The organism is Ehrlichia japonica, assembly GCF_000632845.1.
Lineage (GTDB): Bacteria > Pseudomonadota > Alphaproteobacteria > Rickettsiales > Anaplasmataceae > Ehrlichia > Ehrlichia japonica.
Genome location: NZ_CP007474.1, coordinates 194,397 through 219,350 on the forward strand (window position 1 = coordinate 194,397; position 24,954 = coordinate 219,350).

Genomic DNA, 24,954 nt, shown 5'->3' on the forward strand with positions numbered 1-24,954 from the left:
AAATGTTATCTAAAATTTGATTATCAAGGTGATATTTAGTTTTAAGCGTTAATTTCCTACTATATAAATTTTTTGAGCATTGAATATTAGTTTAATATATAGCATTATCTGAATAGTATTAGTTACTTGATTGAGTCAGTAAAGCATAATTCTTATGCATGGTATTAATATTGTGTAATATTGAAAACTAGGAGATCTTGATTATGATTACACGTTTTGCTCCAAGTCCGACAGGTTATCTTCATGTTGGGAATGTTAGAACAGCTTTAATCTGTTGGTTATATGCTCGTAAACGAAATGGTAGATTTTTATTGAGGTTTGATGATACTGATGTTCAAAGATCAAAAGACGAGTATATAAAAGAAATAAATAATGATTTGCTATGGTTAAATATAGATTGGGATTCTAGTTTTAGGCAATCTTCTAGGTTCGGTCGTTATGAAGATGTCTTTAGTTATCTATTAAAGGAAGGCTTTATATATCCTTGTTATGAAACTAAGGAAGAGTTAGAGTTTAAAAGAAAAATGAAGTTAAAGTCAGGATTACCACCTATCTATGATAGGAATGCATTAAATTTAACTCAAGCAGAGAAGAATAAATATTTTGGAAGAGCGCCGTACTTTAGGTTTAAAATAGACCAAGACCGATTAATAAGTTGGAATGATGAAATACGTGGGAAAGTATCATTCGACTCAGAAAATATTAGTGATCCAATTATTAGGAGAGCTGATGGAACATATACTTACATGTTGCCATCTATAATAGATGATATGGATTTTAATGTTACTCATATAATTCGAGGAGAAGATCATATAAGTAATACAGCAGTTCAAATACACATGTTACATGCTTTAGGGGCTAGTATCCCTATGTTTTCACATTTATCTTTACTATACTCTGACGATAATAAAATATCTAAAAGGATTGGTGGTTCTAGTGTAAAAGATATGCAATCTTATGGATTAGAACCCATGGCTATTAATAGTTATTTTGCTAAAATAGGGACTTCTAATCCAGTAAGTGTACATACAAGAATGCTTGAACTGGTAGATTCTTTTGATATTACTACTTTTAATCAGGCTCCGACTAAATTTAATATGGATGATATATTGAAGTTAAATCCTAAAGTATTACATAGTATGTCTTTTGACGATGTTGAAAATAGGTTACGACTGTTAAATATAACTTCTTCAGACTTTTGGCATTTTGTTTGTGGAAATATAGAGAAGTTCTCTGATGTTGAGCAATGGGTAAAAGTTTGTAGTAAAGACATGGTCCCTGTTGTTAGAGAAGATGATAGAGATTTTATAATGTTAGCACTAAATATGCTACCTCAAGGGGAAGTTTATGGTAATACTTGGAACACATGGATTTCTAATATAAAGCAGCATACTGATCGTAGAGCTAAAAATTTATTTGTTCCTTTGCGATTAGCGTTGACTGGATTATCTACAGGTCCAGAACTTGCTAGATTATTACCTTTAATTGGTAGAACGGAGATTGTACGTAGGCTTAGTTATTCTGTAACGCAATAAATTTTATTATTGTACTGATCGTCAGATTGTTCAAGAGGTTTTTTTATGCACTATTATTAAAAGATAAATTAAATAGTCATTAATGAATTAAAAAGTGATAAGTGTCTGATTTATGTATTAAACATACTACAATAGTATAGCAGCTAGCATGAATTAAATCATCTATAGGTCTGAATACTAAATTGTTGCACTTAATTGGTGAAAAGGAACATATGTATGTTTTAGTATTATGTAGTGTAGTAAATGCTGTTGTTGTACTTATAGAGAATTTTTAAGAAAAATTTTTTTCATATGTAATATATGAATAGAATAATTATTTGATAGGCGATAAGTCATATATTTTGTTATATATACATCAAATATTAATTTGTATTATTACAATGTTTAAGTATTGTAAGTTGTATGGTTATGGATATCTTCCCTATATTTTAAATTGATAGGAATCAGTAGCTTGTTACCGATAGAACATCATTAAATTATTGAGGATACTTCTACGTGATGTTTGTATGAATGTTATTTTGTTTGGAAATTATGTAATTTTAGCTCATTATAGATTTGTGAAACTATTAAATATATTATCAGCAAACACGACTGTGTAAATAGGATGATTTTTATCTTATTTTTGGTTACTAGAGTGTAATTTATATATTTAATAAAGTATTTCTATGTTGTATTCGATCATTTATTATGATAAAAGTAAAAGATATCCCATTATTAATGGCGGGTGTAGCTCAGTTGGTAGAGCGTCAGTTTGTGGCACTGAAGGTCGCCAGTTCAATCCTGGTCACTCGCCCCGTGAATTCTTGCAATGAGTTCTTGTTGTAACTTGTGCTGCTGTTTTAAGATACTTTTGTATAAAAAATATACATGTTGTTATTGCATAACTGTTTTGGATCAATGATATTCTTAGAACGTGGTATATCTGCTGTTGTATATAATCAATTTCTAAAAGTCATCAAAGTTTGCTTGGAGTTTTTATTTCAGTAATTTAGCAAGTGTGTTTGTTTTGAAATTAATTATTATTAATTTTTTTTTTTTTTTTTTTTTGAAAATGTTACTCTGTTAAAGAGTCTTTGACATTACTGTATTTTTATATAAAGTTTATGGGAGAACTTGTTAAATGATAATTCATATGCTTAATCATACAGTAAGGTTATTAATCTTATTTGTCATTTTATATAGTAGTAATGTTTTCGCTGATATAAAGATAGTAGCTGTAGTAAATGATGAACTAATTTCTAATTTGGATTTAGAGAAGCGTGTTGCTATAAACAAATTTTTTTATAAGGTTGAGAGTAATGTGGCAGAAGAAATAGCCTTAAATGCTTTGATTGATGAATCTATATGGAGGCAAGAAGCTGAAAAGCTTAAAATCACAGTTACTGAAAGAGATTTTTTAGAAGCTGTTAAACAGTTTTTAGTGATAAAAAATTTAGGAAATATTGATTTAAAATCTTATATTGAGGCACAAGGGTTGGATTACAAGTTATTTGTACAACACATGAAGTCTAAGCTGCTTTGGAATAAAATATTAATGCTTAAAGTAGCACCTTATATTATTATTAGTGATAAGGAAGTACAGGATAATAGAGATTATATAACTAATGGAGTAGATGTATCTGTACATATTCAGGAAGTAATGCTACCAGCTAGTATGAATGATAATATAATCAATAATGTTATTAGTGATTTACAAAATGGAGTAAGTATTGGAGTTATAAAAGCAAATAACAAAGATGTGTTATTTGAAGAAGCTAGTATTAATGTTGAAAACATTAATTCAGACTTGGCAAATAAGCTAATTCAAGCGAGTATTGGAGACGTAGTAGGTCCTATAAAAAGCGAATATGGGAGCTTGATTATAAAACTACTACATAGGTCTAGTATAAGCAGGGGGTTTGCAAATAGTAATGTTGATTTGAGGCAAGTTCATTTAAATGCTGAGCAAGGTAAGAGGTATTTAGACCAAATTGGGATATTAAAGACTAAAGCTACATGTGAGAATTTTAGTGATGTTGTAAAGGACCTTGAATTACCAGAACCATTAGGTTTTGTTGTAAAAGTGAAAGATTTGTCTGTAAAAATACAAAATGTTTTGCAATCTTGTGATGTTGGTAAAGTAGTTGAAGTTGATGATAATCAAATGATTGATATTATTATGTTGTGTGGTATTACAAAAGGTAAAGCTGATGATGATATAGGTAATACTGATTTTATCAAGCAGAGGCTATATATGGAAAAGTTATCTATGCAAAGTGAATATTTGTTATCCAACTTAAGAAATAATGCTTTAATAGAAAAATATAATTAATTACTATGTTACGTATAACATCAGGGAAATATCGTGGCAGGAAAATATTTTCTGATAAATTACTTAGTGCACGTCCTGCTATGTCTATAATTAGGGAGTCTATTTTTAATATAATATTATCTCGCATGAGTATTCAAGGGTGTAAAGTTCTTGATTTATTTTGTGGTAGTGGATCATTATCATTTGAAGCATTATCTAGGGGTGCAGAGAGTGCTTTATTAGTTGATATAAATCGCTATAATTTGAGTTTAGTAAAACGAACATCTGAATATTTAGGGGTAGTAAATAATATAACCCTCATGTGTTGTGATATCGAAAGATTACCTGTTGCAACTGATCAGTATGATATTATTTTTGTTGATCCTCCATATACTAATCCTGCTTTAGTTGATATTACTCTTAATGTGTTAATAAAGTTAGATTGGACTAAAAGTAATAGTGTGATTGTAGTTAGAATTAGAAAAAAGGTGGCTTTTGTATGTCCTGTGGGGTATAGAGTAATGGTTGAACGTGTTTATGGTATTTCTAAAGTGATAATATTACAACGTGAACTATAAGATACTTGGACATAAGCAGAGTTATTTAAGAATTAATTGAACACAAAGAACAGCATATATTTTAACTTCATATAAATGTCTATTTTGTAATTTTGAATAAATGTGGATATATATGCCTTCTATTTTTATATAATAATAATATTACAACGTGAGCTTATAAGATACTTGGACATAAGCAGAGTTATTTAAGAACTAATTGAATACAAAGAACAGCATATACTTTAACTTCATATAAATGTCTATTTTGTAATTTTGAATAAATTGGGTATATATGTTTTCTATTCGTATAGTAATATTGATATCATTATTGGTACATAAAGTGACCCTATGATCGTATTGATCAATAGCATAATTGCTGTTTTATCAGAATTATTGTTTAGCATTGTAGCTAATATTATGCCTGTACATGACATTGGTATTATTGCAAGTAATATTAGCGCTCTATATATATCATTATTATACAATTGTATGGTTAATTTATCTAATATGATGCATCCAAGTACTAATACTGGCCAAAGTACATACTTTATTATTAGAGTAATAGAAATGAATTTCCAGTCAATGGTAAAAATTTTAATATTTGCGACTGCTATTCCTAGTAACATCATCCCTAATGAGACATAAGCTCCTCTAATATTGCTTGCAACATCATGTATAAATAAGGGAATAGGTAATTGAAAATAGTTGACAACTAATGCCGTTATCGCTGCATGTACTGCAGGTAATGTTATTAGTTTCATTATGCATTTTCTAGGAGTATATATTCCTTGAGTGGCGATATAAAAACCAAAACTATTTTCAAACATTAACATCCCTACATAACAGAAAAGATATATGGATACTGTATGATTATCAAACATTGCTAATGCTACTGGTAGTCCGAAAAACCCCATGCTTGAACTGCCTGAGCTAAATGCTAATATATTTCTTGTACTATCCCTGAATATAAAAGAAGAAGTGTAATATACTACGGCTGACATTATGCAGCATACAAGCCATGTTAAAAAAGGAAGAGATAAGACCTCTGAATTGATGTGTGTTTGTGAAATTCCAGAGAATATAACAGTTGGACCCATTATATAAAAAAGTAACCTGGCTATGCTAGGACTATCTATTTTTAGAAATTTACCAGCGATAAAGCCTAAGAATATTGTTATATATAAGGGCAAAATTTTGAATAGTAATATAGAAAACATAATTTTTTAACGTACTACTGATGCTTAAAATACTGTAACATAAGTGTGAATTACTTTACAACTATAGAATCGTGAAAAATGTATTTATAAGTAAGATTTTAATTGTTAAGGGAAGCTTATTTATTTTTTAAGTAGTATGGTGTCATGTAAGAGTAATATGTAGTGAAGTAATAACAACAGTTCTGCAGGGAATATTTTCAATTATATTATTGTGAGTTGTATAGGAACTTTAGGGGAATATATGTGTGGTAATTTTATTATGGAAAATTGATTTGTTTTATAGATATCTTTATCTATTTGTGTATTTCTATCAAGATAGTTTTTTGTATCTAATACGATATACAATGAGTAATTTGTCATGTGTAACTTAGGTAGTAATGGTTTATTAATTCAGTGCTATGAACTGATTACTGTATTCCTGATTTAAAGATTTTGTGTTTATTTATTATAGTTGGAGCTTTGATTTATGTGTTTGTGCATTTTATAATTTTGATCTCTATAGGCATAGGAATGAAAACTGATTTATTCTTATGTATCTCTAAGTTTTATAAAGTTGTTAGCATAAGATTTTGGGGTTATAGTGCGTGAGTTATCTTGTAAAACAATATAGTCAATTTTATGTGTGATTGCATATGCAATTGCTAGTTCTTTGGTTTTAAATGATAAATGAATCTGTTGTCTCGTATCATGTGACCCAGTCCATTTCATTAATGGCTCAACATATTGAGTACATGAAGGCTCAAACTCAAGCTTCCAAGTTTTTGACTTGTTACACCCAGATTGCATGGTGCTTTTTGCTGGTTTATATATTCTTGCACGCATATTTAATACTTGTTTCTACATAAAAAAACTATTACTATGTTAAATATATACAGTGAATAATAGCTTATGTCTATTAATGATGAGTATACTTTTGAAAGTGCTATAGAACAGTTAGAACTTATAGTAAAGGAATTGGAATCCAATCAAGTCACATTGAGTAGAAGTGTTGAGCTCTATAGTCTTGGAAAGGAGCTATATGAATATTGTAATAAAGTTATTGAGGATATAGAGCTAAAAATAGAAATCAAGGAATAGGATTTATATATTCATAAATTATTTTGATATGAGTGTAATATGAGTTCCTATTATCTTTTTAAGTATTTATAGAGTGTTGTTATTCAAATGAAAAATTTCTTTAATGATAATTATTATCGCGCTTGGTTAGTTAATATGATTTTCTGGGGTAGTTCAAAATTAATGAAAACTTGATCATAAAAATTTGTATTAGCAGTGTATTTGGAGAATGAAAGGGTTAGAACCTGGTCAGGATTTGGGTATAAGTATTGTGAATTCTATGGTCTTGATAGATTGGTATAAAATCATTGCTTGATATAAAATTTATAATGCTATCAGTTAGTGAAAATGGTGTTTCTATATTAAGGATATAGAATAGAAATCATGGAATAAGTTATACATTTGTAAGTTTGTTGATAATAATCGTGGTGTTTGTGTGATGAATGTAATTTTTGGTATGATTCAAAATTGATAGAAACTTAATTGTAGAAAATTTATATTAGGGTTATTAGAGTGTATTTTATACGAAAAAAATTTATCATTTATATGTGGCGTAGATTAGATCAGTTTGACTGATGAAAGTGCTAGTGTGTTGAATGTTTTATAGGTCTATACAATTCTGTTACTTAGAATGGAGGATTTGATGATAGATTTTACTTTGATTAGACTTCCTGCTATCATAAGTAATGACATTTGTAAAAAAGCTGCTAACTTTTAACTTTTGTTGAGTTAATTATTGCTTGATACAAAATTTGTAGTATTGCTGCTTTTTCAGTTATGTTTCTATAATGTGAGTGATAATTTACGCTAAGGATAGTTGGAAAAGGATAGCACTTAATGCATATTTTATTGTCTTGATGTTTTATTAAAAGAGATCATAGTTGTTGTAGGGTATGCTGATTGATATGAATTAGAGATTCGTGATGAGTGACGTAATTACCTTTGGATGTAGATTAAATTTTTATGAAAGTGAAGTTATAAAAAATAACTTAAAAAAAGCTCAGTTGGATGATGTTGTTGTTGTTCACAGTTGTGCTGTAACTAATGAAGCTGAACGTCAAGTAAGATCTAAAATACGTAAACTTTATAATAATAATGCTAATGTTAAGATCATTGTAGTAGGATGTGCTGCTCAATTAAATCCTGAATTGTATACTAATATGCCAGGAGTAATTAAGGTACTAGGTAATCAGGATAAACTAAAATATGAAAATTATCTTGCTGAAGACAAAGTTATTGTAAGTAAAATAGAGAATTCAAGAGAAGTTGCACATGATTCAATTAAAGAATTTTCTGGTAAATCTAGGGCATTGATTGAAATTCAAAATGGATGTAATCATGAATGTACTTTTTGTGTTATTACAAAAGCAAGGGGGAATAACCGTTCTCTACACATAGAAGATATTATAGGTAGAGTTAAAGATTGTGTTTATAATGGATATAATGAAGTTGTGTTTACTGGAGTAGATATCAGCGATTTTGGATTAGATATTTATGGTAAACGTGTGCTTGGAACAATGATAAAGAGAGTATTGAAAGCAGTTCCGCAATTGCATAGATTAAGGTTATCATCTATAGATGTAGCAGAAATAGAGAGTGATCTGCTTGATATTATTGTGAATGAACCTAGGTTTATGCCACACTTGCATCTAAGCTTACAATCAGGAAATAATTTAATCCTAAAAAGGATGAAGCGTAGGCATAATAGAGAACAAGTAATAGAATTTTGTAATAGGATAAGTAGTAAAAGAAAAGAGGTAGCGTTTGGGGCTGATATTATAGTTGGTTTTCCTACGGAAACTGAAGAAATGTTTGATGATACAGTTAAGTTGATAGAGGAAGCAAATATTTCTTATTTACATGTTTTTCCATATTCAAGAAGAGAGGGTACATCAGCTGCTAGGATGCCACAGGTTATACAAGAAGTAAAAAAAAGACGTGTAAAGTACTTATTAGAATTTGCTAAGAAAAGATTAAATAATTTCTATAAAACTCTTTTACATACAAAGCAAAGGGTTGTGGTTGAAAAATCAGGTACTGGTAGGGCAGAAAATTTTGCTTTAGTAAAATTTTCTAATCATGAAGTGCAATTACAGAGTATTGTTGAAGTAGAAATAAAAAGGGTAGAGGAAAATTATTTAGTAGGTCAAGTGTTATAGAAATATTCTCTAACTTTAAATTTAATATTAAAGTTTCTAGTATGTACTGCTCAGAAGCTTTTTCTATATTTCTATAATTTAATAGCGCTCTAATGAAAGTTTATAGTAGAGTGAAAGCTTGAATAGCAACTAAATGTATAGCATTCGAAGTTATTGTTATATTTTTAGAATAAGGAAATATTGAAAATTTATCCGTGTGGTAGTGTGATATTTTTGGTTTATGTTTCTCTAATATTATTCTGAGCTTAGGAAGTTATAATGTAAGCATGTACCTGTATTTACTTGAAAGCATTTATTAATGCTGAACTTTGACAGAATATTTAAAATTTTTAGTAGGTGATATTTGAATCTGTTAACAGTATGTATTTCGATTATAATTTATATACTTTATGATCTAGAAAAACATATCATTAATAGAAAGTATAAGAAATATCAGTACCAGATTAAATAATAATATATACTAGCTTGGCAAAGCTCAATTTCTATTATGTTTTTCAGAAAATTATTTAAATTGTAAAGAATCTTTATTGTGGAACATTAATTTATAATGCGTCATTTGATGATGATTTTGCATTATATCAATAAAACATATAATAAAGAGAGGATATGAGATAAGAAGAAATATGTATAGTAAACATCAAGTAAAATACGTGTACACTAGCTTTAACAAAGAACAACCTAAATTATTGTGTATAAAAAATACTGACACTAAAAACTTTAGTAGGTGATGTAATTTATTAATGGTGTATTTTTGATAATAACCTGTATACTATGTGAGTTAATAAAACATATAGTTGCAGAAGAAACAAAAAATAAGAAAAGCACATAGGAAGCAAAGCTAATCAAAGATTTCATTTGTATCTTACGGAAATACTAAGCCAGGAAGATCTAGTAAAATATACAAATACACTCTTTAATATAATGTACAGTTATCTATATGAAGCTCTAGTTTATATGGTTATTTAATTCGCTTATTATCTTTGAAACATCAGCTCCGACAACTTGTGATAATTTTTTTCCATTTTTAAACATTAGGATGGTTGGTACTGCACTGACTCCATATTGAATAGCAGCATCTTGATTATCTTCAATATTTAATTTATATATCTTTACTTTATCGACGTATTGTTGTGCTAGTTTCTCAAGTTGTGGTTCTAAAGTTCTACAAGGTCCACACCACGGAGCCCAAAAATCTACTAAGATTAATATATCTTCATTGGAAGATATAACCTTGTTTTCAAATTCACTATCTCCAATTTGCTCAATCATTACTTATACCATTTTTATAAAGCTACTTATACATTGTAAAACAGTTATAAATTATCGCAAGGGTAAAAAATATAATTGTAAGGAGGTTATTATTTGCTAGATATATATTTGGGGTGCTACTAGTTATATAAACTATAATATCCATGTATTAATATAAAATATTATAAATATCTCTATTGTGCTGAACTTTATATTGAATATATTATACTTGACATAGCCATAGGTTAGCTTTTTTATAGCTTACAATAATAAATGTTTTTCATAACTAAAAACAAAGCTGTCACACATGCTAGATATATAAAATTTTTTCACAATAAAAAAAACTATAATTGTTATTTTTTTATTTTTTTATACTTGTTGTTAAACACACACACTGTGTCTGACCCATAGCGTAAAGTAAATGCGCTGCTAACTCGTTCAATAATAACGTAGTCCCCAGATATTCTAAAGTTGATTAATGATTCATATCCTTCAGAGTCTACGGTAAATATTGATGGTAAATCTGCATTGATATGTGAGAATTGCATATAAGTAAATTGGTTATCATCAAAAATTTTGAGTGGTACAATTCGCTGACTTCCCCTGTTATGTGATACTAAATAATCAAAATTTAATCCTTTTTTTGCAACGTCACTATCAGTTAGGTCTGGTATAGCAGGTTGACTAACTGGGAATACCATGTCAGAACCATTGTCTGTAGCAAAACTTTCAGTAGAAGAATACATGAACCTTACTTCATAAGCCAATCTTGGATCATCAAGTCCTTTGGCTTCCTCTGCAAAAAATTCAAAATAGTATACACGTTTATTTGTAATTATAGTTGCATTTGTATCTGCTTTATCAGCCACAGGTTTAATAAATAATCTATTGCCTTTGGGCAGTAACTGCCATCCAGTTGAGTCACCCATAGATATGGTATCTATAATTTCTCCTTCTTCAAACAATATACTGGATTGGTAACCATAAAAACCTACATATTTATGTACAGCATGAGGATTATAGGTAATAGCTTTAATATGATTATCTTGTGCTATGGAACGTACTTCTTGCTTAGCGAAACAGGCTATACTGCTGAGTAAAATCAAAACAAAAACTACTGCTACGTTTTTCATCTATATTTTATAGTAAAGTGTATAACGTTTCATTTTAACATTAATACTGGGACTTGCAACAAATCTATGCAAATTTAGTATGCAAGATCATAGAATACTTATGTTAAAAGTTTATTAAATTTTTGTGAAAGATTGTTTGTGTTTTTATCTGATGATGTGTCTTGATATTTTCATTTTATTATGTAGATATTGGCACGTAGTAAGTTTCATTAATAGATTTACTATGAGTGATTGATGGGGTGGATGCCTCTACCCTATATAAGTTAGCATATATCGAATTTTAGGTGCTTGTAAATTTACAAATTATTAATTTTGATTACAATACTCCAGTATGTAAAAATTAGTTCAGAGAAGTTGCTAATATACTTGCACGTCAATCTTTATAGATGTCGGTATACAACATATCAGCATCGGGTTCACTGCTATTTTGTGAAAAATCTACAGATTCTTTTACTATGCTACGTATTTCTTTGTCATATTTATTACATTCATCATCAGATATAATATTGTTAGACATCAGATAGTTTTTTAGATTGATAATAGGATCTTTATTTTCTTTTATTTCTTCTACTTCTTGTTTTGACCGATATTTTGCTGGATCTGACATAGAGTGTCCTCTATAACGATAAGTTTTCATTTCCAATAATATTGGCCCATTATGTGACCTACAATAATTTGCTGCATCTGTTGCAGCTTGTGTTACGGAAAATAAATCCATGCCATCTACTTGATATCCTGAGATGCCGAAACTTTCTCCTTTCTTGTATAGATCTGTTATGTAAGATGATTTGGATACAGATGTACCCATTGCATATTCGTTATTTTCAATAACATATACTACTGGTAATTTCCACAATGCAGCAAAATTGAAGGATTCATATACTTGACCTTGGTTAACTGCTCCGTCTCCAAAGCATACGAATACAACATTGTTATTTTTTTTATATTTGTTGGCAAGAGCAATACCTGTCCCTATAGGTACTTGTGCTCCAACAATACCGTGGCCTCCAAAAAAGTGCTTATCTATGTTAAACATATGCATTGATCCGCCCTTACCTTTGGAGCAGCCTGTGCTTTTACCCATTAATTCTGCCATTACATATTTCGGATCTGTTCCGACTGAGAGCATAAACCCATGATCTCGGTAGCTAGTGATAATAGAATCTCCTTCTATAATGGCATTTTGTATTCCTACTGCTATAGCTTCTTGTCCTATGTATAAATGACAAAAACCTCCTATCAAACCCATACCGTAAAGTTGTCCAGACTTCTCTTCAAATCTACGCATTAATAGCATACTATAATAACAATTTACTAGCTGTTTATTTGTCAAGTTATGTGAATGTTTTGTTGTCATATATTAACCTAAAAATATAATGAGCTTAGTACGTGATATATTTAATCAGTAACATTAGTTGTTTTATATCAAAATATTGCTAACTTATTTATTGGTATATCGCAACAACTAATTATGTATTAAACCGTTTATACTCATCAATATCATAAGTTATAATAGTTAATGGTAGGTATTAATCATTGGTTTGTTTAGTGGGTAACAATTTAGTTGTTATTTATAAGTTAGCTTAACAACCAATTTTTTATGTCTTGTATCTGGTAATTATCCATGAGTGCTGGGGCATGACCTATGTTAGGATATTCTATAGAATCAATATATTGTTTTGAAAGCATCATTTTATTTAGTGTAGTTTGCATTAAAATATTTGATAAACCTCCACGTATTACTAATATCCTGCTCTGTATTTTTTCCCATACATCCCATATAGTCCATGTATCAGTGTCTTTTATATTGTTAATTTCTTCATCAAAGGCTATGCCTATTTTAGGATCTGCTGTTAGTGAGTAAGTGTTGTTTGAATTTTGTATAATACTATGCTTAATAATATGTTGCCAGTGATCTTCTTGCTCTATTCCGAAATTGCATAATAGCTTTTTTATATATACTTCTGCTTCAGTAATTGTGTTAAATATGGGGTTAATATTTATGTGTTTAGAAATTTTGTTTAAAGCTGATACTGTGATAGCTGGTCCAATATCATTAATAATGAGTTTATTAATTAAATCAGGAAAATATGCAGCTAAATACATACCTATTATTCCACCCATTGAAGTGCCTAAAAAGTCTACTTTATCAATTTTTAAATGTCTTAGTAAGTATATTATGCTCTTGCAGTAGGTTGAATAATTATACAATTTATGATCTTCTAACCATGAACTTTTTCCTCTTCCTACAATATCTGGACATATTATTTTATAATCAGATGATAAGTTATTTGCTAAGTAATCAAAATCCCGAGAATTTCTTGTTATACCATGAACACAAATTAGATAATTATTACTAACACTATTGAAATAGTGATAATACATTGTAAATTTTTCTTGAAGATTGCTTATGTTTAGTGTATAGGGCAGCATGATATAGCATATAGATTATGGATTTATATTGAGTGATAATATTCATTATTAAAATAAGATTCAAATAATAAAAAATAAGTATTGACATAGAATTCATATATCGTTAAAAATTATATCTCATGAGATACGTAATGTATCTTTGTTGTTTGACAAGTAAGCAAAAAGAATTAATTAAATGGTAAGATTGGTGATATTAATCATCAATCAATTCAATTAGCTAAGAGTATAAATTAATAAGTGCAGTTTTAATACTGCATATATAGCAAATGAGTAAATGATAAAGAGCATTTGATGGATGCCTTGGTGTTGAGAGGCGATGAAAGACGTGGTAGGCTGCGATAAGCTGCGGGGAATTGTCAAACGAATTTTGATCCGCAGATTTCTGAATGGGGAAACCCAACCAATTTATTGGTTATTGCATACTGAATACATAGGTATGCAAGGCAAACCTGGTGAACTGAAATATCTCAGTAGCTAGAGGAAAGGAAATCAAAAGAGACTCCGTTAGTAGTGACGAGCGAACGCGGACCAGGCCAGTGATTTATAGTTAAAAATTAGAATACTTTGGAAAGAGTAGCCATAGATGGTGATAGCCCAGTATAAGTAAAAAGGTTATAAATCCTTGAGTAGGGCGGGACACGTGAAATCCTGTTTGAATATGGGGGGACCATCCTCCAAGCCTAAGTACTCCTTAACGACCGATAGTGAACAAGTACCGTGAGGGAAAGGTGAAAAGAACCCCGGGAGGGGAGTGAAATAGATCCTGAAATCGAATGCTTACAACCAGTTGGAGCCTTATATTTACATTTTGGAAGCAATTTTAATATGTATTTATTAGGGTGACAGCGTACCTTTTGCATAATGGGTCAGCGAGTTAATCTATTAAGCAAGCTTAAGCCGTTAGGTGTAGGCACAGCGAAAGCGAGTCTGAATAGGGCGTTTAGTTTAATGGATTAGACCCGAAACCAAGTGATCTAACCATGGCCAGGTTGAAGGTGTAGTAAAATACATTGGAGGACCGAACCTGTTACTGTTGCAATAGTATTGGATGAGTTGTGGTTAGGGGTGAAAGGCCAATCAAACTTGGAAATAGCTGGTTCTCCGCGAAATCTATTGAGGTAGAGCGTTGTACTATATACTTTTGGGGGTAGAGCACTGAATGGACTAGGGAGACTCATCCTCTTACCAAATCCAATTAAACTCCGAATACCAATAAGTAGTTATACAGCAGACACACTATGGGTGCTAAGTCCGTGGTGGAAAGGGAAACAGCCCAGATCGCCGTCTAAGGTCCCGAAATTGTGGCTAAGTGTGGAAGGAAGTGAGAAAACCAATACAGCTAGTAGGTTGGCTTAGAAGCAGCCATCCTTTAAAGAAAGCGTAACAGCTCACTTGTCTAAATAAGTTTTCTTGCGCCGAAGATGTAACGGGGCTCAAGCCATATACCGAAGACGCGAATTCTTAATGTAAATTAAGTCTGGTAGCGGAGCGTTTTGTAAGCCTGTGAAGGTGATCCGTGAGGATTGCTGGAGGTATCAAAAGTGAGAATGCTGACATGAGTAGCGTAAAAGAGTGTGAAAGCCACTCTCGCCGAAAACCTAAGGTTTCCTGTGTTAAGTCAATCTGCGCAGGGTTAGTCGGATCCTAAGGCGAGGCCGTAAAGGAGTAGTCGATGGAAATCAGGTTAATATTCCTGAACCTTTTAAGCGTGACGGATTTTGTGTTAGTGTAAGCCTTATTGGATTGGCTTATGCTTTAAAGAGATCCCAGGAAATAGCGCTTAAATTTATAAGTCCGTACCGTAAACCGACACTGGTAGGTAGGTAGAGTATACTAAGGCGATTGAGAGAACGATGTTGAAGGAACTCGGCAAATTACACCTGTAACTTAGGGAGAAGGGTGGCCTATATGTGGGCAACCATATGTAGGTGGCACAGAATAGGGGGTAGCGACTGTTTACTAAAAACACAGGACTCTGCAAACACGTAAGTGGAAGTATAGGGTCTGACGCCTGCCCGGTGCTGGAAGGTTAACATGAGGGGTGCAAGCTCCAATTCGAAGCCCCAGTAAACGGCGGCCGTAAAACTGACGGTCCTAAGGTAGCGAAATTCCTTGTCGGGTAAGTTCCGACCCGCACGAATGGCGTAACGATTTCCCCACTGTCTCCAACATCGACTCAGCGAAATTGAATTCCCCGTGCTGATGCGGGGTACCCGCGGGTAGACGAAGAGACCCCGTGCACCTTTACTATAGCTTTACATTGATGTTAGGAATTTAATGTGCAGAATAAGTGGGAAACTTTGAAGCTAAGGCGCCAGCTTTAGTGGAGTTGACTTTGAGATACCACTCTTTACATTTTTGATATCTAACTATGCCCCATAAAATCTGGGGTTAGGACATTGTATGGTGGGTAGTTTGACTGGGGCGGTCGCCTCCTAAAGAGTAACGGAGGCGTGCGATGGTAAGCTAGAGCTGGTCAGAAATCAGCTTTTATAGTACAATGGCATAAGCTTGCCTGACTGTGAGGTCGACAGACCGAGCAGAGACGAAAGTCGGTCATAGTGATCCGGTGATTCCGTATGGAAGGGTCATCGCTCAACGGATAAAAGGTACGCCGGGGATAACAGGCTTATGGTGTCTAAGAGTTCATATCGACGACACCGTTTGGCACCTCGATGTCGACTCATCACATCCTGGGGCTGAAGTAGGTCCCAAGGGTTCGGCTGTTCGCCGATTAAAGTGATACGTGAGTTGGGTTTAGAACGTCGTGAGACAGTTCGGTTTCTATCTTCCGTGGGCGTTTGGAAATTTGAGAGGATCTGACTCTAGTACGAGAGGACCGAGTTGGACATACCTCTGGTGTACCAGTTGTTGTGCCAACAGCATCGCTGGGTAGCTAAGTATGGATAGGATAATTACTGAAAGCATCTAAGTAAGAAACCTTCCTTAAGATTAGATTTCCCCATTAGGGCCGTGAGAGACTATCACGTTGATAGGCTGGGTGTGTAAGTATGGTAACATATGTAGCTAACCAGTACTAATAGCCCGATTGATTTACTTATTTTGTAAATATATGCAGTGTTAAAACTGCAAGCTCATCTTTTTGCTTACTTGGGATTTATAGTTTAATTGGGTTGGTGGTAATAGCGGAAGTGGTACACCCAGCCTACATTTCGAACCTGGAAGTTAAGCCTTCTAGCGCTGATGGTACTTTGTCTTAAGACACGGGAGAGTAAGTCACTGCCACCCTTATTAAGCTATAAATTCCCTAAATGTCATTCAGCTTAAAGAATCTTCTTATAGCTTTTTATTGCAACGTTATATGGTCTGTTTTTCTATTAAAAGTATTAGCTTTGCTTAATTAGTTAATGATACCTTGTATTAAAATATGGAAAAATAGGTTAATACTATAAGTTATCAATCTTATTTGTAAATAGTGTTATTGCTAGAAATATCCAATCAGAACTTTTTTTGAGGAATTTTTTCAATACAGTTGGGAATTTCATCTGTATTGCAGGAGGATACATCTTTTATTAGTGTTTTTGTTTATATAATTTAGAGGACAATAGTAATAAGTAAAAGTATTATTATTTTAAGAAATAGGGTCATAATTTGATGCTTCTCTAGTAATTATTACATCATGAACATGACTTTCACGTAATCCTGCTGATGTGATATTAGTAAACTTACAGTTTTTTTTCATTTCACTTATATTCCTATTGCCTGTGTACCCCATTGCAGACCTTAGTCCACCTACTAATTGGTGTATCACTCCTGCAACTGGTCCTTTCAGAGGAACTCTTCCTTCAATTCCCTCTGGAATAAATTTATGATTATTTTCCTGGAAATAGCGACTAGCAGATCCACGCTTCATTGCTCCGACTGATCCCATGCCTCTATATGATTTGTATGCTCGTCCATTGTATATTATAATTTCTCCTGGGCTTTCATCTGTGCCAGCAAAAATGGAACCTATCATTACAACATCTGCTCCTGCTGCTATGGATTTTGCTATATCTCCAGAGTATTTTATCCCTCCATCTGCAATAACTTTGATTTTTTTGTTTTTACATGCATTTACAACATTTAAAATAGCTGAAAATTGTGGTACGCCTACCCCAGTTACAATCCTTGTTGTACAAATTGACCCTGGTCCTATACCTACTTTAACAGCATCAACTCCTGCTTCAATTAATGCTTGAGCTCCTTCTGCTGTTGCAATATTTCCTCCAATTACTTGAGAATGAGGAAATAAAGCTTTGATTTCTTTAACTGTTGTTAAGACCTTTTCAGAATGCCCATGGGCGGTATCTACAATTATTATGTCGGCATCTTCTGCGATTAGTGCTTCAGCTCTTTCTATTCCATCTTTTATTCCTGTGCCTACTGCAGCTGCAACTCGTAGTCTTGCGCCGCTGTCTTTGCAGGAATTTGGAAATTGATTAAATTTTTCTATATCTTTGACTGTAATAAGACCAACACAACAATAATTATTGTCTACTACTATGAGTCTCTCTTTTCTATACTGATGTAATAATTTTATTGCCTCTGATCGCTCTATTCCTTCTGGAACTGTGATCAAATGATCTTTAGTCATTATATCAGATACTTTACAGTCTTTATTTTCGACAAATCTTACATCACGATTTGTTAGTATTCCTACTAAAAGTTTTCCATGTTCTGTATCTGTTACTACAGGTATTCCTGAGTAACTATATTCTTGCATTATCGAGAGTGCTACTGCTAGGCTATCATCAGGGGATACTGCAATGGGATTATATACTATCCAACTTTCATACTTTTTGACTTTTCTGACTTCAAGTAACTGTATATCTATAGGTAAATTTTTATGTATGCAACCAATACCACCATGTTGTGCCAATGCTATAGCTAATTTTGCCTCTGTGACTGTATCCATTGCTGCAGAGATAATGGGAATTCTTAACTTTATTTTGTCTGTAATATAAGTTGTAACATCTGTTTCTGAAGGTAATACATCGGATGCTGATGGAATGATTAGTATGTCATCGAAAGCATAAGAAAGTTCCACTTTTTTTCCATAAAAGACTGCTTATAAAGTATATGAATTTTTGGGTATTCATGCAATAGTATTGCTAAATATAATCTCTTTAAGCGGAGAATTGCTCATTAGTAATTCGTTCTTCCAAATTATGTTCTTTATCAAATAATAACGTAACAGTAACGTCACTATCTTTCTTTATTTTTATGTTTGCAATATTTCGGAACTCTGTATAATCAGCAACTGCTGCTACAGAGCGTATTTTAGGATTAATGACGTCTATTTCTATTATAGTAGAGTTTGTTAGTATTGCTCCTCGCCATCTTCTAGGTCTGAATGAGTTGATTGCAGTTAATGATAAAACATTAGAGTTTAAGGGTAATATGGATCCACCTGCAGAAAAATTGTAAGCTGTACTACCAGCTGGTGTTGCAACTAAAACACCATCGGATACTAGCTTTTCCATTACTAATTTACTATTAATTTTTATCTGTAAATTTGTAGCTTGGTGAGTACTGCGAAATATAGATACCTCATTTATAGCAATTGCATTATGCTGTTTTTTATCAGTATCGGTAGCAACCATGTTTAATACTGTTAGTTGAGTTGGAACTGCTTGGTTGATACGATCTATAAGGTTATACTCTGAATATTGATTTAATAAAAACCCAACGGTACCGTAGTTTATTCCGTAAACAGGCACATTATTATCTTTATTAATGATGTAATTGTGTAAACTATGGAGTATAAGTCCGTCACCACCTATTACTACAAGCAAATCAATAACCGCATCTTTATTCTTTTTAATATCTATAAGGCCATACTGCTTTTCTAATGTAATAGCTACGCTCTTATCAAAAGCATCAGTAAAAACGTACCCAATGTTCTGATATTTACTCATGTGCAACTCGAATAAAGAATATTATATAACATAGTACATAAAAACTTATAAATCTAAGTCACCAAATTTGCTCATAAATTTTGCAGCCCTACTGTTTTTTTTGCTAACAGTTCTTAGATTTGGATTCCATGCTGGATGATTAAAGCAATCACTTTCTAAGTGAATTTTTATTAATTCATTTTTTTTTCCCAGAGTGGACTTCATTTTTCTTTCTTCTCCATTACTAAATATGGTTAATATATCATAGGTCTCTGGATGTATCCCTTTTTTCATTCTGTGAACCTTTTCAAATTTTGCAATATATAAGTTTACTCTTGTAGCATTTATATATGTCATTTGTCAATTATATTAAGGGCTTTTAGTGATCTATGTAAATTCTTTTGACTAATTTGTTGTAACAGTATATCATAAACGCTAGTGGGCAATTGAGGGCATGTGCGATGATTTTTATGTTCCCTGGTCAAGGGTCTCAGTTTGTATCTATGGGGAAAAATATATACGATAACTTTGCTGTTGCTCGATATGTTTTTCATGAAGTGGATGATATATTGAATAAAAAATTATCTAAAATAATGTTTGAAGGTCCTATCGAAAATTTAACTTCAACAGATAATGCACAGTTAGCATTGATGGTTGCTTCTATCGCAACATTGCGTGCTATAGAGTATATTCTAGGCAAGCCAATACATTTATTTGAGAATGTGAAGTATATGACAGGACATTCGGTAGGTGAATGTATAGCGTTATGTGCATCTGGAGCATTGACTTTGTATGAAGTTACACAGCTTTTACTTGTAAGGAGTCAGGCTATGTATGATGCAGTGCCTATAGGTTATGGAGGAATGTCTGCTTTAATAGGTGGTAACTTAAATGATGTAGAAAATGTTGTGAAAATGGCTCAAGAGTATGGGGTTTGTGAGATTGCTAATGATAATTGTGATGGTCAAGTTGTTGTTAGTGGTGTTAAAGCAGCTCTTGAAAAATTGCCAGATCTAATTAAAGATACTGGTATAAAAAAAGTTGTAAAGTTACAGGTTAGTGGGCCGTTCCATTCATCATTGATGAATTCTGCGTGTGAGAAGCTACAGGAGTTTGTTGAGGGCATTAGAGATATAAAAATGCCGTTGGTCAAGGTTGTATCTAATGTATCTGCAAGAGAATATACTGATTGTCTCACAATTAGGAGTTTAATAGCTAAACAACTGGTAAGTAGAGTTTGTTGGCGTGAGAGTATTTTGTACATTATCAAACAAGGGGGTACTCACTTTATTGAAGTAGGTGCTGGTAATACATTGTCAGGTTTGGTGAAGAGAATTAGCTCAGATGTTTCTGCAGTCAGTGTGAACACGGCAAGTTGCATAGATTCTGTAATGCAATATTTTACGGTAAATACAGGTCTTGTCGATGCGTAAGTGTATTATATGCTGGTGACTATTTTTGTGATTTTTCCTCTATAGTTTTTAATTGTATTTTCTATGCTAGTGATTCTAGCTAGAGAGTTTTTATATTACTGAAGTTGTATAGTTATTGATAATAGTCAGCATAAATCTTATGGAAAGCGAGTTTATTTACTTGCTTTATCAGAATGTAAGTACTTAGATATTCTTCTTGCTATATTACTCAGTAAAAAATAATAAAGTTGTTTGTGTCTAATGTAAGGTAATTAGTTATTATGTTTATTACTTTTGAGGGGATAGATGGTTCTGGTAAAACTACGCAATCTCGTTTGTTAGCAGAGTATTTATCTGAAATATATGGTATTAACAATGTTATATTGACTAGAGAACCTGGAGGTACTTTATTTAATGAGTCAGTACGTGACTTATTATTTCAAGCTCAAGGTTTAGATAACCTGTCAGAATTATTGTTTTTTATTGCTATGCGTAGAGAGCATTTTGCTAAAGTAATAAAACCTTCTTTAATACAAAAAAAAATAGTAATTTGTGATAGATTTATTGATTCAACGATTGCATATCAAGGTTACGGACAAGGAATTGATTGTGGGTTGATAAGCCAGTTAAATGATCTTGTTGTTGATGTTTATCCTGATATTACATTCATTATCGATGTTGATGTTAATGAGTCATTGTCTAGATCTTGTAAAAATGGATATGAATTTGCTGATTTGGAGTTTTATTATAGAGTCAAGAATAGTTTTTATGATATCGTCAAGAAGAATCCACATCGTTGTCATATGATTACTGATAAAAGTAACACTTATAATATTGATAACATTCACTTTATACACTTGAAAATAATAGAGGTATTGCAAATGGTATGAATTTGTGTAAAAATCCACACCTTATTTTTTATAATTTTTGTAGAATTTAATAGGTTTTTAATTAATTATGAGGGATGTTTTGAATAGAAAATTTTTAGCATGGTTCTTAGTCTCAATGTTTTATGCGTATCAGTATATATTGAGAGTCATGCCTAATATTATTGGCTCTATGTCTATGGAGAAATTTAAAATTAGTGCTATGGCATTCGGTCAGTTTTCTGGTTTATACTATATTGGATATACGTTGGCACATATACCGATAGGTATCTTTTTGGATAAATATGGACCTAAAATAGTATTACCAATTTGTGTAATATTAACCAGTGTTGGTTTGATACCGTTATTGGTATCAGATGTGTGGTTATTTAGCCAGATTGGAAGAATAATAACAGGTATAGGTTCAGCTGGATCTGCACTTGGTCTCTTTAAAGTTGCTAGTATGTATTATAGTAATCGATTTGTCAGGATGTCTGGGATTTCTATTATAATAGGACTATTGGGTGCAATGTATGGAGGATTACCAGTTTTATCTTTATTGAATGAATTTGGCTGGGAAACTTTCTTCATAGTATTTATTGCTGTAGGAGCTGTTATGGCGTTGTTGTTATATATATGTATGTTGCCTTGTGATAAGGTTGCTAATCTTGACAGTAATGAGAGTCTCTGTGATAAAGTTAAGTTGGTTGTATTTAATAAATACATTATTATAATTAGCTTACTTGCAGGTTTTATGGTAGGTCCTTTAGAAGGTTTTGCTGATGGATGGGTTACTTCATTTTTAAGAGCAGTTGGTAATATGGATAAAGAAACATCTAGTTTGTTACCTTCTATAATATTTATTGGTGTGTGCATTGGGGCATTTACTTTACCGTATATATTAGAGGGTAAGTCATTTGATGCTTGGAATATACTTATAATATCTGCTTTTGGTATGATGATTCCTTTTTTCACATTATACATTAGTAGTTCAAGTGTTGTGCTTGTGACAATATCGTTCTTTTTGATAGGGTTCTTTTCAGCGTATCAAATCATAGCAACGTGTAAAGTATTGAGCTATGTTAATGATAGTGTAGTTGCATTAGCTACTGCTGTAAATAACATGATAGTTATGGCTTTTGGTTATTTTTTCCATACTGCTGTATCTTGTGTGATAAGTTTGTTATGGGATGGAAAAGTTATAGATTCAGAGCCAGTATATACTAAAGCATTAATGTTAAAATCTATGTTATTTATTCCTGGTGGGTTGCTTATAGGTGCAATAGGGTTTATGTCTCTTAAGTATTTTTCTAAGGAAGAGAGCAAGTAGCATTGCTGCAGATACGATTTACAGTTATATATAATTATATGTCTATATAGATATAAATTATGTATGACTGTATGCTTTGATCTATAGAACTTATCTGTGTTAATTTTATTAATATGTTGTAGATTTTTATTATTTAAAGCGTTATAAGTTAAGAAAATTTGATTCTTAATTGTATACGCTTATAGTACAGGGTTCTATTTTGATAGTTTGTTCTAGCTTTGTACTTTGTAGCAAATCTGATATGTTAGTGTTAAATATACTATAGAAGTTATGTATAACCTTAATATGCTTTGATTTTTAAAATATGAGTGAAGGTTCAAGTTCATAATTGATAAAGCTAGTTTTACTTGTCTGTTTGTTTTATGTCCTGTACATATTATTATATAATTCATAATAGCCTAATGTATTGTTAAGATTATAGCAATCTTTGGTATATTTTTTATAGATGCATCCTAATGAAACTTTTTGTAAATCTCAATAAACTGTATACTATACTGAAATTACACAGATTGAATAGCACTAAGGTACCACTTTTTATTAGAAAGTGTTGTATCTTTCCTAAAAGTCCATGTATCCTCAATCTTATTAATTTTGGATGTACTGCCCTGTAAAACGTTATCATTACTGTCTTTTACAAAGTTTATTTGTTCAGAGATGAATTTTACTGTGATGTATGCTGTATTTCCTGAAAGATCTAGTTTTGTTATTTTGTGAGATGTTATTGATACAATGATGTCCTTATATAGTTGCCCCAGTGCTTTTCGGTTTTCTATCTCTTCCACGAATGAATTATATAAATTAGTATCTAATAACATAGACAGTATATGTACATTTCCTTCATTAAAAGCCTTTATTATAATTTCAAATGCCTTCACTGATCCATCCATGAAGTGTTTTAGCGAAAATTCTTTATCTTTCTTTTTGATGTGATTTATTGTTGATTTATCATTTTCGCTACAAGCTTCCATTACAGACTCTATATCAATATCAGTATCATCATATTCTTGTATATCTTCCATGACTATACTTATGGTTTGTGAAGTGTTACTTGTTTGTAATCCTGACATCTTTCCAAGAGAGTTGTACAAACGGAAAAAGATGAATGCTGCTAAAAATGCATATATTGCTAATTCAACCATATAATCCTAATTTTTATTGACAAAAATGTATACTGTGTGTACTCAATTATATTATAGCTTAGTGTATGTTAATCAATAATTAATTACATTATTTTTATTATTACTTGGGAGTTTGTGGGTATGTCGTGTAAGTTAAAGGTTAAGGGTCAATATATTAAGGATCTTTCATTTGAAAATCCGAATTCTCCGCAGATTTTTTTGATGATTAGTAAAACCCCACCTGAAATTAGTATTTCTGTTAATGTCAGTTCTGTAAGTCTTCCAGTAAAAACACAAGATCAGGAGAATGAACAATCTTTGGATAATAAAGTGGAGCCGTTATATGAAGTTATTCTTCAGGTTAATGCAGAAGCTCGAGTTGGTACTACAGTAGCGTTTATTTGTGAAGTTAAGTATTGTGGTGTATTTTGTATTGAAGGTTATGATGTAAGTAATATACAGGAGTTAAGTCAGGAAGAAATGAAAAAGATGTTGTTAGTTTCTGCTCCAACTATTCTATTTCCATTTGCTAGGGAGTTGATTTTTAATATCACTTCTAGAGGTGGATTTCCTCCTTTGTTGCTTAATATTGTAGATTTTGAAGCTATGTATGAATCTCAAATAAGGCAAAATGATAACAGTCAAGAATTTGTAAAGTAGATTTTTAATTTGTGAGTTAAGACAGCTTGTAGTAATTAGT

At 31.7% G+C, this 24,954-nt stretch carries 19 protein-coding genes, 1 tRNA gene and 2 rRNA genes; 12 read left to right on the forward strand and 10 right to left on the reverse strand.

Features of this window, described 5'->3' with window-relative positions:
- Positions 1-197 precede the first annotated feature (197 nt).
- From gltX to rsmD, 4 genes are all read left to right on the forward strand, one after another.
- On the forward strand, positions 198-1,535 hold the full coding sequence (gene gltX / locus EHF_RS00800) for a glutamate--tRNA ligase (protein WP_198015098.1): 1,338 nt from the start codon (positions 198-200) through the stop codon (positions 1,533-1,535).
- A 720-nt stretch (positions 1,536-2,255) separates the two neighbouring features.
- Positions 2,256-2,328 (forward strand) — tRNA-His (locus EHF_RS00805).
- A gap of 339 nt (positions 2,329-2,667) precedes the next feature.
- Positions 2,668-3,846: a SurA N-terminal domain-containing protein gene (locus tag EHF_RS00810; RefSeq protein ID WP_044195775.1), complete on the forward strand. Its 1,179-nt coding sequence runs from the start codon at positions 2,668-2,670 to the stop codon at positions 3,844-3,846.
- Between the two features lie 5 nt (positions 3,847-3,851).
- The gene (gene rsmD / locus EHF_RS00815) at positions 3,852-4,403 is read left to right on the forward strand and encodes a 16S rRNA (guanine(966)-N(2))-methyltransferase RsmD (protein ID WP_044194111.1); all 552 of its coding nucleotides are present in this window, start codon (positions 3,852-3,854) and stop codon (positions 4,401-4,403) included.
- A 278-nt stretch (positions 4,404-4,681) separates the two neighbouring features.
- Here rsmD and EHF_RS00820 read toward each other — a convergent pair whose 3' ends face one another.
- Both EHF_RS00820 and EHF_RS00825 read right to left on the reverse strand, forming a co-directional pair.
- A complete protein-coding gene (locus EHF_RS00820; protein ID WP_044194113.1) occupies positions 4,682-5,599 on the reverse strand; it encodes an AEC family transporter in 918 nt (305 codons plus the stop codon).
- Between the two features lie 528 nt (positions 5,600-6,127).
- Entirely contained in the window at positions 6,128-6,421 is a 294-nt protein-coding gene (locus EHF_RS00825) for an ETC complex I subunit (RefSeq protein WP_044194114.1), read from the reverse strand.
- A gap of 66 nt (positions 6,422-6,487) precedes the next feature.
- Between EHF_RS00825 and xseB the strand changes: the two genes are divergently transcribed.
- On the forward strand, positions 6,488-6,676 hold the full coding sequence (gene xseB / locus EHF_RS00830; RefSeq protein WP_044194115.1) for an exodeoxyribonuclease VII small subunit: 189 nt from the start codon (positions 6,488-6,490) through the stop codon (positions 6,674-6,676).
- Between the two features lie 902 nt (positions 6,677-7,578).
- Positions 7,579-8,814 (forward strand): tRNA (N(6)-L-threonylcarbamoyladenosine(37)-C(2))-methylthiotransferase MtaB, encoded by a 1,236-nt coding sequence (gene mtaB / locus EHF_RS00835; RefSeq protein ID WP_044194116.1) that lies wholly within the window; start codon positions 7,579-7,581, stop codon positions 8,812-8,814.
- Between the two features lie 945 nt (positions 8,815-9,759).
- Here the strand turns inward: mtaB and trxA are convergent.
- From trxA to EHF_RS00855, 4 genes are all read right to left on the reverse strand, one after another.
- A complete protein-coding gene (gene trxA, locus EHF_RS00840) occupies positions 9,760-10,083 on the reverse strand; it encodes a thioredoxin (protein ID WP_044194117.1) in 324 nt (107 codons plus the stop codon).
- Between the two features lie 332 nt (positions 10,084-10,415).
- Positions 10,416-11,195: a P-type conjugative transfer protein VirB9 gene (gene virB9 / locus EHF_RS00845; protein ID WP_044194118.1), complete on the reverse strand. Its 780-nt coding sequence runs from the start codon at positions 11,193-11,195 to the stop codon at positions 10,416-10,418.
- Between the two features lie 373 nt (positions 11,196-11,568).
- The gene (pdhA, locus tag EHF_RS00850) at positions 11,569-12,552 is read right to left on the reverse strand and encodes a pyruvate dehydrogenase (acetyl-transferring) E1 component subunit alpha (protein ID WP_044194119.1); all 984 of its coding nucleotides are present in this window, start codon (positions 12,550-12,552) and stop codon (positions 11,569-11,571) included.
- A gap of 221 nt (positions 12,553-12,773) precedes the next feature.
- The gene (locus EHF_RS00855) at positions 12,774-13,628 is read right to left on the reverse strand and encodes an alpha/beta fold hydrolase (RefSeq protein WP_044194120.1); all 855 of its coding nucleotides are present in this window, start codon (positions 13,626-13,628) and stop codon (positions 12,774-12,776) included.
- A 268-nt stretch (positions 13,629-13,896) separates the two neighbouring features.
- Here EHF_RS00855 and EHF_RS00860 point away from each other — a divergent pair.
- Positions 13,897-16,690, forward strand: a 23S ribosomal RNA gene (locus tag EHF_RS00860).
- A gap of 71 nt (positions 16,691-16,761) precedes the next feature.
- Positions 16,762-16,877 (forward strand): 5S ribosomal RNA (gene rrf, locus EHF_RS00865).
- A gap of 343 nt (positions 16,878-17,220) precedes the next feature.
- Here the strand turns inward: rrf and guaB are convergent.
- From guaB to rpmE, 3 genes are all read right to left on the reverse strand, one after another.
- Positions 17,221-18,678, reverse strand: coding sequence for an IMP dehydrogenase (guaB, locus tag EHF_RS00870; RefSeq protein ID WP_044194121.1), 1,458 nt, complete (start codon positions 18,676-18,678; stop codon positions 17,221-17,223).
- A gap of 79 nt (positions 18,679-18,757) precedes the next feature.
- The gene (locus EHF_RS00875; RefSeq protein WP_044194122.1) at positions 18,758-19,549 is read right to left on the reverse strand and encodes an NAD kinase; all 792 of its coding nucleotides are present in this window, start codon (positions 19,547-19,549) and stop codon (positions 18,758-18,760) included.
- Positions 19,550-19,594: 45 nt separating this feature from the next.
- Complete coding sequence (rpmE, locus tag EHF_RS00880; protein ID WP_044195778.1) at positions 19,595-19,822, reverse strand: 50S ribosomal protein L31; 228 nt, start codon at positions 19,820-19,822, stop codon at positions 19,595-19,597.
- A 167-nt stretch (positions 19,823-19,989) separates the two neighbouring features.
- On the opposite strand from rpmE, the gene EHF_RS00885 reads away from it, so the two are divergent.
- The 3 genes from EHF_RS00885 (at position 19,990) to EHF_RS00895 (ending at position 23,136) form a co-directional block, all read left to right on the forward strand.
- Positions 19,990-20,961 (forward strand): ACP S-malonyltransferase, encoded by a 972-nt coding sequence (locus EHF_RS00885; protein WP_044194123.1) that lies wholly within the window; start codon positions 19,990-19,992, stop codon positions 20,959-20,961.
- Positions 20,962-21,221: 260 nt separating this feature from the next.
- A complete protein-coding gene (gene tmk / locus EHF_RS00890; RefSeq protein WP_044194124.1) occupies positions 21,222-21,830 on the forward strand; it encodes a dTMP kinase in 609 nt (202 codons plus the stop codon).
- Between the two features lie 79 nt (positions 21,831-21,909).
- Positions 21,910-23,136: an MFS transporter gene (locus tag EHF_RS00895; protein WP_232228957.1), complete on the forward strand. Its 1,227-nt coding sequence runs from the start codon at positions 21,910-21,912 to the stop codon at positions 23,134-23,136.
- A gap of 500 nt (positions 23,137-23,636) precedes the next feature.
- On the opposite strand, the gene EHF_RS00900 is transcribed toward EHF_RS00895, so the two are convergent.
- On the reverse strand, positions 23,637-24,275 hold the full coding sequence (locus EHF_RS00900) for a Tim44/TimA family putative adaptor protein (protein ID WP_044194126.1): 639 nt from the start codon (positions 24,273-24,275) through the stop codon (positions 23,637-23,639).
- 120 nt (positions 24,276-24,395) lie between these two features.
- Between EHF_RS00900 and secB the strand changes: the two genes are divergently transcribed.
- The gene (gene secB, locus EHF_RS00905) at positions 24,396-24,914 is read left to right on the forward strand and encodes a protein-export chaperone SecB (RefSeq protein ID WP_044195781.1); all 519 of its coding nucleotides are present in this window, start codon (positions 24,396-24,398) and stop codon (positions 24,912-24,914) included.
- Positions 24,915-24,954: the final 40 nt, after the last annotated feature.

Bases quoted from the DNA above. Each gene is read 5' to 3' on its own strand.
- EHF_RS00875 (WP_044194122.1), bottom strand. From the start codon at position 19,549: ATGAGTAAATATCAGAACATTGGGTACGTTTTTACTGATGCTTTTGAT.
- EHF_RS00900 (WP_044194126.1), bottom strand. From the start codon at position 24,275: ATGGTTGAATTAGCAATATATGCATTTTTAGCAGCATTCATCTTTTTC.
- trxA (WP_044194117.1), bottom strand. From the start codon at position 10,083: ATGATTGAGCAAATTGGAGATAGTGAATTTGAAAACAAGGTTATATCT.
- pdhA (WP_044194119.1), bottom strand. From the start codon at position 12,552: ATGACAACAAAACATTCACATAACTTGACAAATAAACAGCTAGTAAAT.
- secB (WP_044195781.1), top strand. From the start codon at position 24,396: ATGTCGTGTAAGTTAAAGGTTAAGGGTCAATATATTAAGGATCTTTCA.
- xseB (WP_044194115.1), top strand. From the start codon at position 6,488: ATGTCTATTAATGATGAGTATACTTTTGAAAGTGCTATAGAACAGTTA.
- EHF_RS00820 (WP_044194113.1), bottom strand. From the start codon at position 5,599: ATGTTTTCTATATTACTATTCAAAATTTTGCCCTTATATATAACAATA.
- EHF_RS00825 (WP_044194114.1), bottom strand. From the start codon at position 6,421: ATGCGTGCAAGAATATATAAACCAGCAAAAAGCACCATGCAATCTGGG.
- rpmE (WP_044195778.1), bottom strand. From the start codon at position 19,822: ATGAAAAAAGGGATACATCCAGAGACCTATGATATATTAACCATATTT.
- tmk (WP_044194124.1), top strand. From the start codon at position 21,222: ATGTTTATTACTTTTGAGGGGATAGATGGTTCTGGTAAAACTACGCAA.
- EHF_RS00885 (WP_044194123.1), top strand. From the start codon at position 19,990: ATGATTTTTATGTTCCCTGGTCAAGGGTCTCAGTTTGTATCTATGGGG.
- rsmD (WP_044194111.1), top strand. From the start codon at position 3,852: ATGTTACGTATAACATCAGGGAAATATCGTGGCAGGAAAATATTTTCT.
- EHF_RS00810 (WP_044195775.1), top strand. From the start codon at position 2,668: ATGCTTAATCATACAGTAAGGTTATTAATCTTATTTGTCATTTTATAT.
- mtaB (WP_044194116.1), top strand. From the start codon at position 7,579: ATGAGTGACGTAATTACCTTTGGATGTAGATTAAATTTTTATGAAAGT.
- EHF_RS00855 (WP_044194120.1), bottom strand. From the start codon at position 13,628: ATGCTGCCCTATACACTAAACATAAGCAATCTTCAAGAAAAATTTACA.
- virB9 (WP_044194118.1), bottom strand. From the start codon at position 11,195: ATGAAAAACGTAGCAGTAGTTTTTGTTTTGATTTTACTCAGCAGTATA.